Genomic DNA, 9,897 nt, shown 5'->3' with positions numbered 1-9,897 from the left:
CTGGTAATCAAGCCAAGCCTTCGAACGCAGCGCGTAAGATGCTTTTTCGGGCATCGTCCAAACCGGGCGCATCGCCTGCACGGTTTCAGGATCCGCCGTTGCAGCCGCACCAGCCTTCCCCGAAGCCACCACCTGAATGGCCGCGGCCTCGCCCGTTTTTTGAGCATCCGACAAAACGTCAACCGTCGTGAACTCACCATTGGCCGTGCCAGCCGCCAGAACAAAAGCCGCGCCGTCTGCGTCGGTTGGTGCACGCTTAGGGTCAGGTCTGAAGAGCGCGCCGTCGTCTTGCCAGGTCAGCTTGCCACCGCAATGGGACCAAAGATGCACGACCGGAGACCAACCTCCCGCCATCGCGACGCAATCTGCCTGAAGTTCCTCAAGGACGGCGCCCGCGCCCAGAACATCGCAGACAGCAACAGCCTCGACCTTGCCCTTCCCAGTCACTTTGGAAATTCCGCGCCCAGTCATCACGCGGATACCGGCCGCGCGCGCGGCCTCTGCCAGGGGGCCAGTCGCTCCAGATCTCGCGTCCAGAACTACAGTCTCCAATCCGGCGTTTTGCACCGTCAACGCCGTGCGGTACCCATCGTCATTGTTCGTCACAACAACCGTCCGCTGCCCCGGAGCCACGGCATAATTCGTCACGTAGTCACGCACCGCGGAGGCCAACATAACCCCCGGCAAATCATTCCCAGCAAAGGACAAGGGACGCTCGATTGCTCCGGTCGCAGTCACGATCCTCCCAGCGCGAATACGCCAGAGGCGATGCCGCGGTAGGCTGGGATCAGGCGCGTGGTCCGTTAGGCGCTCGTAGGCCGAGGCATAGCCGTGGTCATAAACGCCCGCCCCCATAGTGCGCATGCGCAGCCGCACGTTTGGCATGGCTTCAAGAGTCGCCAAAGTCGTGCTCACCCATTCATCCGCCGAAACGCGATCAATCACCGCGCCATCCACCGGCGCCCGACCACCCCAATGGGCAGTCTGTTCAATTAACAACACATCGGCACCCACTTCACCGGCAGCTTTCGCCGCCTGAAGGCCGGCAATGCCGCCGCCAACGATCAAAACGTCCACCGTGGCATTGAAATGCTCGTAGTGGTCTGCGTCCCGGTGCCGGGGCGCCCGCCCAAGACCAGCGGATTTGCGAATAATCGGTTCGTAGACATGCTTCCAGAACGACCTGGGCCAAAGGAACATCTTATAATAGAATCCCGCCGGCAAAAACCGCGATAGCTTTGCGTTGATCTCGCCGATGTCAAACTCAAGGCTTGGCCAATGGTTTTGGCTCTCTGCCGCCAGCCCATCGAACAATTCAGTCGTCGTAGCCCGTGCATTTGGCTCGAATGTTTTATCAGTACCAAGGCTCATAAGGGCATTTGGTTCTTCCGCGCCGCTGGCAACGATACCGCGCGGGCGGTGGTACTTGAACGAACGGCCAACAAGCATCTGCCCCTGCCCAAGAAGAGCCGAGGCCAGTGTATCGCCCGCGTACCCCCGCATGGTCTTACCGTTGAAAGTAAACTGGCGCGGTACAGTCCGATCGATCAGGCGACCGCCGGTCTCAAGACGATGACTCATGCGAAGTCCCTCCAGCGCCAACCCGGCACTTTGGCCGAAATCGCTTCACGAATGTCTTTCGGCGGCTCAATTACTTGCGCAGAATATGTTCCAAATACTTCAAGCGTCGACGTGTTACGGGCTGCATGGAACCACTTTCCACACCCATAGGCATGCCGCCACCGCTCGAAATGAACGCCGCGTGGGTTTTCCCGCATAAACATGTATTCCTCGAACGCATTGTCCGAGGACCCGGGGCCGTGGCGCGTCAGATGCGCTTCCCCACCGGCGTCTAATTCGGTCTCGTCACAGGCAACGCCGCAGTAGGGACATTTCAGAATCAGCATGGCGCAACCTGTCTTTCAAACCAATCAAAAGCGCCGCCCGACCGGACGGCACTTGGATAAAGATAAAGGGCTGCCAGGGCAGAGAAGCCAAGCTCGCCCCGGTAAAGCGGTTTAGACGTTGGAATAGACCTGCTGCGGCTGCTCGGTATTGGCGTAGCCGCGCAGCGAAACGATAAAAAGCCCAACCAGAAGCAAAGGCACTGCCGCACCCACAATAAAGCCCGCAAATGCCCCACGGCGGCGGGGGAGTGACCCGCTGGTTGGCAACCGATTGAGGACTCGTTGCATATCGAAATCTCCTGTTGGTCCTCCCCAACCGATATTGTACGGTTCACAGCCTTCAAGCCAACGAATTCATTTTGAGGCATCGGCGCGTTGACGCGATTGAGACAGTGTTTTTCCACCGAACGGCTTTGCGCACCGCAAAGAGCCCCTATATACGTTTCGCAACGATGCATGGAGCATGCGTACAATGAGTGAAGTCCTTCGCGTTTCCAGCCGCGCTGCGCGAAGCTCTTGCAGAGATTCAAGTTTTTCAAGCCTATTGAGCGGCGAAAAAGGATCCAATTGATTCCGAAGCCCTCAAGAATGCGAATTTTCTCCGCGCAAGCGGAAGTGACAACGGTGGTCCTTGAATGAAACCTGTCTTCCAAATCATGCCAATCGCCCTTTTGCTTGGCGGCGCTATCTTCGCGGTCTGGCGCGGCATGAACACCAAGTCCGACCGCACCTCTAATCGCGCCAAGGGCGGTGGTCCGATCTGGAAGACGTGGAAGTAGCCGGCGTTGTTGAAGCCCGCTTTGCAAATACTGCCTCTCGCACTTCTGGAGATTGGCGCCACATGGGCCGCTCTGAAAGGTTTGTGTCCTAAACCCGACAGCACCGACAACAAAGCCGGCGGCGGTGGAAGCGAAAGTCATACTGAAGGCCCCCACTAGTGCGCCACCCCAGCCGCCACGCTTTCATCAATAAAACGCCCCTCGCTGAAGCGGTCCAAACCGAAAGCCTCGGTTAAAGGCGAATGTCCGCTCGCCATCAGTTGCGCCATGCCCCAGCCCGATCCTGGGATCGCCTTAAAACCACCAGTTCCCCAACCACAGTTGATAAAGCAGTTCTCAAGCGGCGTTTTTGACAGGATCGGCGAGCGGTCCCCCGTTACATCCACGATCCCGCCCCACTGGCGCAGCATTTTCAATCGCGAGATCATCGGGAACGTCTCAACCAACGCGCGTACAGTTTCCTCGATGTGATGGAACGATCCACGCTGAGTAAAGTTGTTATACCCGTCCGTGCCGCCACCTATGACCATCTCGCCCTTGTCGGACTGGCTCATATAGCCATGAACCGTATTCGCCATGACAACCACGTCCATGCACGGCTTGATCGGCTCACTGACCAAGGCCTGCAATGCCACCGAGTCAATCGGCAGTCGGAACCCGGCCATATCCGCGACATGGCCGGAATGCCCCGCCACAACGACGCCCAGCTTGTCACAGTCGATATCGCCCCGCGATGTTGACACTCCAACGACTTTGCCGCTTTCGGACCTGACACCCGTAACTTCGCATTTCTGGATAACGTGCATGCCCATTTGAGAGCATTTGCGCGCATAGCCCCAGGCGACCGCATCATGACGCGCAGTTCCGCCACGTGGTTGCCAAAGCGCACCCAGAACCGGATAGCGCGGCCCGCGTATTTCCATGATGGGGCACAGCTGCTTCACGCGCTCAGGGGCAATAAACTCGGTTGTGACGCCCTGAAGGGCATTGGCGTGCGCGGTCCGCCGGTAGCCGCGAATTTCATGTTCTGTCTGTGCCAGCATCATGACACCGCGCGGGCTGAACATAACGTTGTAATTAAGGTCCTGGCTCAGGTCCTCATAAAGGCTGCGTGCCTTCTCATAAATCGCCGCCGAGGGGTCTTGCAGATAGTTCGAGCGGATGATGGTCGTATTGCGCCCGGTATTCCCGCCACCTAGCCATCCTTTCTCAAGAATCGCCACATTGCGGATGCCGTGATTTTTACCAAGGTAGTAGGCCGTCGCAAGCCCATGTCCGCCCGCGCCGATGATGATCACATCATACTTGCGATTTGGTTCAGGCGATCCCCAAGCACGCGTCCAGCCCTGATGGTCACGAAATGCTTCACGCGCCACAGCGAATACGGAATAACGGCTCATCAGTGCATCACCCCTTTGGCGTCAGAGAGCGTCCGACGCATTGTTCTTTCTTGGTAAAAAATAGCACAAATGTGAAGGCAGCAAGCGGCAAGGCTTGGCTGTTTCGCGACACGAAGCCAGAATTGCCCCCAAGACCGACTGTCGCAGGGGTCGAAATCCCTTCCGATCCGATGTTTTGCACATTAAGTGAAGGGAATGTTATTTTGGATAATCTCTGTCGCAATGGCGCTTGTCGTCGCAAGTCTGCTCATCGGGGCCCTGCGCGCGGCAAGGCTTCATGATGTAACTGCTGCCAATTCGGACATCGCAGTCTATAAGGATCAGCTGACCGAGGTGGAACGCGACCTTGCGCGCGGCATTCTGACCGAGGCCGAGGCAGAAGCGGTCCGTATCGAAGTCTCGCGCCGCCTTCTTGAAGCTGACAATCGCTCCAGCGACCGTGAGTTTGACCAAACGGGCCAAAGCGGTCCCGGAATTGCAATCGTAGCCCTTGTTGTTGTGGTTGGTGGCATCGCGACTTACGCGTGGCTTGGTGCTCCCGGCTATGGCGACATGCCAATGCAGGCGCGCCTTGCGGCCTTGGAGGTCGCGCGTGCAGACCGTCCGGCTCAAGTTGCTGCCGAAGCGGAAGTGGTTGATCAGCTCCCAAAACCCGAAGCGCCTGATCCAGCGTTTCTGACCCTGATGGCGCAACTCCGCAGCGCGGTAGCAGAGCGGCCCGATGACATTCAGGGCCTGACATTCCTTGCCCAATACGAGGCTCGCATCGGTCGTTTCGCACAAGCGCGCGAGGCGCAGGAACAGATCGTTGCGGTAAAGGGCAATAGTGCCACTGTCGTTGACCGCCTGACGCTGATCGATATCATGGTTTTCGCAGCAGGCGGCTATGTCTCACCCGAAGCCGAAGCCGTTTTGCGCGATATTTTGCGCCAGGCGCCCGAAAATGGCGCAGCACGCTACTATCTCGGTCTTGTCGAAGCGCAGGCAGGCCGCGCGGATCGGGCGTTCCCAATCTGGGCACGGCTTCTCGAAGACAGTCCCCCCAACGCGCCTTGGGTTCCTGTTGTGCGCGCTGAAATCCTCGCCGTGGCCTTCGCGGCGGGTGTGACGAATTATAAGCTTCCCGTGATCTCCGGACTACCTGCCCTCCGCCCGGAAGACATCGAGGCCGCAGACGAGATGACCCCGCAAGAGCGCGCCGAAATGATCCAAGGCATGGTAGGCCGCCTTGCCGATCGTCTTGCCATCGAGGGGGGGCCACCCGAAGACTGGGCCCGCCTCATCTCGACCCTTGGCGTTCTTGGCGACACCCAACGTGCCCGCGCAATCGCCGCAGAGGCCTCAAGCGTCTTTGCAGGCAACGCCGCAGCCTTGGAATTGATCGCGCGCGCCAGTGCGCAGGCTGGGATAGCACAATGATCACCGACGATATAATCGCCTTTTTTGCAGCCACCCCCCCAATGCGCGCGCTGGCCGGCCTAGATCTTGGCACAGTTACTATCGGCGTCGCGGTTAGTGACGGTATGCGGCAGGTGGCAACGCCGCTGGAAACGATACGTCGCAAGAAGTTCGGCTTAGACGCGGCCCGGCTTTTGGAGATCTGCGAGGACCGCAACATTGCCGGCATTGTGCTTGGCTTGCCACTCAATATGGATGGCAGCGAAGGCCCGCGATGCCAATCGACCCGCGCCTTTGCCCGCAACCTTGAAAAGTTGACTGACTTGCCGATTTCTTTCTGGGACGAACGTCTTTCAACTGTCGCGGCCGAACGGGCCTTGCTTGAGGCCGATACCTCACGTAAACGCCGCGCCGAAGTGATCGACCATGTCGCGGCGTCCTACATTTTGCAAGGGGCGCTCGACCGTTTGTCCCACCTAGAAGCGAGCCGACCATGAGCGACGACATTTGGACACGTGACGAGATCGAAAGTCCGTGCATCAATATTTGCATGATCCATAGTGACGCAAAAATATGTGTCGGATGCGCTCGCACCGCAGATGAGATCACGATCTGGTCGCGTCTGTCTCCCGAGGCGCGGCGCGCCATCATGGAAGACCTGCCAGCACGCGCAGCCGATATGCCGGGTCGGCGCGGCGGGCGCGCAGGGCGCATGAAACTGCGCGACGTCTAACGTTCGCATCCCGGCTCACAACCGACCCTTTGTAACGAAAAAAGCGCCACGGACGGACCGCAGCACTTTCTCATTCGCTTAGGCGTCGATCTTTAGTCGTCGCGGTGGACTTTTTCACGACGCTCGTGACGCTCTTGCGCCTCAAGGCTCATCGTCGCGATCGGACGCGCATCAAGCCGCTTCAGTGAGATAGGTTCACCGGTCTCGTCGCAATACCCATATTCGCCGTGTTCAATGCGACGCAAAGCGGCATCAATTTTTGACACCAACTTACGCTGTCGATCCCGCGTTCTTAGCTCAAGCGCCCGGTCTGTTTCTTCGCTCGCGCGGTCTGCGATATCAGCGATGTTGCGACTTGAATCCTGAAGCCCCTCGATCGTCAGCTTGCTGTCGCCCATAAGTTCGGACTTCCAATTCAGCAGCTTACGTCTGAAGTACTCCACTTGCCGTTCATTCATGAATGGCTCGTCTTCAGCGGGCGTATAATCGTCCGGAAGGAAAACTTCGGCTTTCAATGCATTCCCCTTGTTATTTGTCATAATCTTGACTCTTCTCCAACGGGTAGACGACCTGACCCAGCCGTACCAACTGGTTGTTTCTGCGCGGCGTGTACCCCATCAAATAGCGCTTGTCACTACACGATCCTCATGCTTGTCGCCGCACGATGGCGGGGCTACGGTGCGTGCCCAGAGGTTGAAAATAGTCAAGGACATACGCGTGAAATTTACTGGAACGAAAGACTATGTAGCCTCCGACGATCTGGCCGTCGCTGTAAACGCCGCCATCACGCTCGAACGCCCGCTTCTCGTCAAAGGCGAGCCCGGTACCGGAAAAACCGAACTTGCACACCAAGTTGCGTCCGCCATCGGCATGCCGATTATCGAGTGGCATGTGAAATCAACAACCCGCGCCCAGCAGGGCCTTTACGAATACGATGCGGTCAGCCGATTGCGCGACAGCCAGCTTGGCGATGATCGCGTCGGCGATGTCGCGTCCTATATCCGTCGCGGAAAACTTTGGGAGGCGTTCGTGGCGCCTGAACGTGTGGTCTTGCTCATCGACGAGATAGACAAAGCCGACATCGAATTTCCGAACGACCTGCTTCAAGAACTCGACCGTATGGAATTCCACGTCTATGAGACCGGCGAAACTGTGCGCGCTGAAAACCGCCCCGTCGTCATCATTACCTCGAACAACGAAAAGGAATTGCCGGATGCATTCCTACGTCGTTGCTTTTTCCATTATATTCGCTTTCCCGAGATCGACACACTGAAGGCCATCGTCGATGTCCACTATCCCGGCATCAAAGAAAGACTTCTCACAACGGCCCTCACGCAGTTTTACGAAATCCGCGACACACCGGGTCTAAAGAAAAAACCATCCACAAGCGAAGTGCTGGATTGGCTCAAACTGATCCTTGCCGAAGACCTTAACCCCGAGGATTTGCGCCGCGAAGCCACGGATGCGCTGCCCAAACTCCATGGCGCGTTGTTGAAAAACGAGCAAGACGTGGCCCTGTTCGAGCGTCTTGCGTTTATCGCGCGCAGACGCAGCTAGAATGCTAAGCGTTCTGATCGACCCAATTCTACCGGTCTTTGCAATCCTGTTCATCGGGTTTTTCGCCGGTCGCTTAGGCAAGATGAGCGATGACGAAGCACGTGTGTTGAACCGTTTCGCGATGACCCTCCTTTTGCCGGTCTTCGTCTTTCGCGCCGTCGCCTTTGCGCCGATCACCGATTTCAACCTTGCGGCCCTTGCTCTTTACGCAAGCGCGCAAACGGTGCTGTACACGATCGGCTATCTGATCGCACGCAAGGCCTTTCACCTGGGTATCTCAGAATCCCTTCTGCTTGGCTTTTGTGGTGTCTTTGCCAACAATGCATACTACATCCTGCCAATCGCCAAATTCCTTTACGGAGACACCGGCACTCTTCCTGTCGCTTCCATCGTGATAATGGACGCCATTCTGATCTTTGGCGGCACAATGGTCGCGTTGGAAGCTCGAAAGGGGCTGGATGCCGGGGCGGGCTTTGCGCTTGTCGCCGTGCGGATCGCGAAGCTGCCACTTATATGGGCGCTGGTGCTTGGCTTTGGCTTCTCTGCCGGCGACGTCGCAATTCCTGGCCCAATCGACACGTTCACCGCTTTTGTCGGTAACGCCGCCTCGCCCATCGCTTTGTTCGCAATGGGTGTCATTCTGTCCGCTACATCACTGAAACCCGAACCCGTGGTCTACGTCATCTCCGCAATCAAAGGCGTGATTTTTCCCGCAACCATCGCATTCCTATTTTACACGCTACTGCCTCCCGCAGTCACGTTACCGCTCTTCGTCCTCGCAAGCGCGGGCCCCGCGGGTGTCATGGCCTTTTCGCTGGCGCTTCTGTATTCTGTTCGCACAGACGCGATCATGCAGGTGACCGTCTGGACGTCCATTTTGACCCTCGTATCGCTGGCTTTTCTCGCATGACCAATGTCCGCCCCTTAACCGCCGCCGACAAACCCGAATGGCTGCGCTTGTGGCGTGCGTATCTGGCGTTTTACCAGACCGAGCTTTCGCCGGAAATTTACGACACTTATTTCGAACGTCTCTTAGGGGATGACCCGCAGGATTTCCACGGCTTAATCGCCGAAGTGGATGGAAAGCCAGTTGGCCTTGCCCATTACGTTTTTCACCGTCATGGCTGGAAGGTTGAAAATACCTGTTACTTGCAAGACGTTTACGCAGATCTGAATGTCCGCGGCCAAGGCGTGGGACGCGCCTTGATCGAAGCGGTCTATTCTGAAGCAGACATCGCTAACGCTCCGTCCGTGTATTGGCTCACACAAGATTTCAACGCCCAAGCGCGCAAACTCTACGACCGCGTCGGGACTTTGTCGCCGTTCATAAAGTATACGAGACCTTTATGAGATGCGCCCTTCCCTTCGTTGCAGCGCTACTACTTGCGGCCTGTGGAACACAACAGACATCGCGTCAGGCGCATATCCCTTTGACATTGCCTCTGATGAATACGTTCGGCGCGGCGACACCCAGCTTGCCGGACTTATCAAACACCGCACTTGCCCGCGACTTCATCGAACTAACATTTACGTTGGAAAATGGCGCAACAATGCCCGTGTTCACGCGATTCGAAGGCCCAATTACAGTTCGCGTTCTTGGGCGGGCTCCAAGCAGTCTTGGTCCGGATCTCGACCGCCTTTTGGAACGCCTTCGCCGCGAAGCACGGATCGACATTCGCCGCGCGGCTGCCGGGACCGACGCACAAATAACGATTCAACCCGTGTCCCGCGCCCAAATCCAAAGTGTCGCACCATCCGCGGCCTGCTTCGTGCGCCCCAACGTCTCGAGCTGGCGCGAATACCGTGCGCGCCGAAATGATCCCGAAACGTTTTGGAACCGCTTGCGCGTTCGTCGCGAGATGGCCGTCTTTCTGCCCGCAGATGTAAGCCCGCAGGAAATCCGTGACTGCCTCCACGAAGAGATCGCCCAAGCCTTGGGGCCCGTGAACGATCTTTATCGGTTGTCGCAATCGGTCTTCAACGATGACAATTTCCATACCGTTCTGACCGGCTATGACATGCTTATGTTGCGGGCCACTTACGACCCAAACCTGCAAAGCGGCATGCGCCGCGCCGCCGTTGCGGCACGCCTGCCCGCAATATTCTCGCGCCTCAATCGCCGG

13 protein-coding genes are annotated in these 9,897 nt (G+C 57.5%); 8 read left to right on the top strand and 5 right to left on the bottom strand.

Translation table 11 applies throughout. The features are described 5' to 3' along the window. The 3 genes from AC221Y_RS14960 to AC221Y_RS14950 form a co-directional block, all read right to left on the bottom strand. A partial coding sequence (locus AC221Y_RS14960; RefSeq protein ID WP_486707632.1) for a 2Fe-2S iron-sulfur cluster-binding protein occupies nucleotides 1–1,581 on the bottom strand: 1,581 nt, incomplete at its 3' end. Then, nucleotides 1,578–1,907 (bottom strand): sarcosine oxidase subunit delta, encoded by a 330-nt coding sequence (locus AC221Y_RS14955; protein ID WP_299755979.1) that lies wholly within the window; start codon nucleotides 1,905–1,907, stop codon nucleotides 1,578–1,580. The genes AC221Y_RS14960 and AC221Y_RS14955, both read right to left, overlap by 4 nt. A 111-nt stretch (nucleotides 1,908–2,018) precedes the next feature. Then, nucleotides 2,019–2,195 carry a hypothetical protein gene (locus tag AC221Y_RS14950; RefSeq protein WP_486707631.1) on the bottom strand — a complete coding sequence of 59 codons (177 nt, stop codon included), beginning with the start codon at nucleotides 2,193–2,195 and terminating at the stop codon, nucleotides 2,019–2,021. A gap of 347 nt (nucleotides 2,196–2,542) precedes the next feature. Here AC221Y_RS14950 and AC221Y_RS14945 point away from each other — a divergent pair, with 347 nt between their 5' ends. Beyond that, entirely contained in the window at nucleotides 2,543–2,686 is a 144-nt protein-coding gene (locus AC221Y_RS14945) for a hypothetical protein (protein WP_299755975.1), read from the top strand. A gap of 155 nt (nucleotides 2,687–2,841) precedes the next feature. Here the strand turns inward: AC221Y_RS14945 and AC221Y_RS14940 are convergent, their stop codons facing one another. Continuing rightward, nucleotides 2,842–4,086, bottom strand: a complete 1,245-nt coding sequence (locus AC221Y_RS14940; protein WP_299755973.1) for a sarcosine oxidase subunit beta family protein — start codon at nucleotides 4,084–4,086, stop codon at nucleotides 2,842–2,844. A gap of 195 nt (nucleotides 4,087–4,281) precedes the next feature. On the opposite strand from AC221Y_RS14940, the gene ccmI reads away from it, so the two are divergent. Genes ccmI through AC221Y_RS14925 form a run of 3 tightly spaced genes read left to right on the top strand, consistent with a single transcriptional unit; the run spans nucleotide 4,282 to nucleotide 6,217 of the window. Then, complete coding sequence (gene ccmI, locus AC221Y_RS14935; RefSeq protein ID WP_299755970.1) at nucleotides 4,282–5,505, top strand: c-type cytochrome biogenesis protein CcmI; 1,224 nt, start codon at nucleotides 4,282–4,284, stop codon at nucleotides 5,503–5,505. Further along, nucleotides 5,502–5,981: a Holliday junction resolvase RuvX gene (gene ruvX / locus AC221Y_RS14930; RefSeq protein ID WP_299755967.1), complete on the top strand. Its 480-nt coding sequence runs from the start codon at nucleotides 5,502–5,504 to the stop codon at nucleotides 5,979–5,981. Before ccmI ends, ruvX begins: the two co-directional genes overlap by 4 nt. After that, on the top strand, nucleotides 5,978–6,217 hold the full coding sequence (locus tag AC221Y_RS14925; RefSeq protein WP_299755964.1) for a DUF1289 domain-containing protein: 240 nt from the start codon (nucleotides 5,978–5,980) through the stop codon (nucleotides 6,215–6,217). The genes ruvX and AC221Y_RS14925 overlap by 4 nt, the downstream gene beginning before the upstream one ends. 92 nt (nucleotides 6,218–6,309) lie before the next feature. Here AC221Y_RS14925 and dksA read toward each other — a convergent pair whose 3' ends face one another. Next, nucleotides 6,310–6,756 carry an RNA polymerase-binding protein DksA gene (gene dksA / locus AC221Y_RS14920; RefSeq protein WP_299755961.1) on the bottom strand — a complete coding sequence of 149 codons (447 nt, stop codon included), beginning with the start codon at nucleotides 6,754–6,756 and terminating at the stop codon, nucleotides 6,310–6,312. A 178-nt stretch (nucleotides 6,757–6,934) separates the two neighbouring features. Between dksA and AC221Y_RS14915 the strand changes: the two genes are divergently transcribed. From AC221Y_RS14915 to AC221Y_RS14900, 4 genes are all read left to right on the top strand, one after another. Continuing rightward, on the top strand, nucleotides 6,935–7,774 hold the full coding sequence (locus AC221Y_RS14915) for an AAA family ATPase (protein ID WP_299755958.1): 840 nt from the start codon (nucleotides 6,935–6,937) through the stop codon (nucleotides 7,772–7,774). 1 nt (nucleotide 7,775) lies between these two features. Further along, entirely contained in the window at nucleotides 7,776–8,684 is a 909-nt protein-coding gene (locus AC221Y_RS14910; protein ID WP_486707630.1) for an AEC family transporter, read from the top strand. Next, on the top strand, nucleotides 8,681–9,124 hold the full coding sequence (locus tag AC221Y_RS14905) for a GNAT family N-acetyltransferase (RefSeq protein ID WP_486707629.1): 444 nt from the start codon (nucleotides 8,681–8,683) through the stop codon (nucleotides 9,122–9,124). Before AC221Y_RS14910 ends, AC221Y_RS14905 begins: the two co-directional genes overlap by 4 nt. Further along, the coding region (locus tag AC221Y_RS14900) for a DUF2927 domain-containing protein (RefSeq protein WP_486707628.1) at nucleotides 9,121–9,897 on the top strand (777 nt) is incomplete at its 3' end. The genes AC221Y_RS14905 and AC221Y_RS14900, both read left to right, overlap by 4 nt.

The organism is Boseongicola sp., from assembly GCF_057460485.1.
The sequence above is the reverse complement of the archived record's forward strand: the minus strand, read 5'-3'. Positions and strand labels throughout refer to the sequence as shown.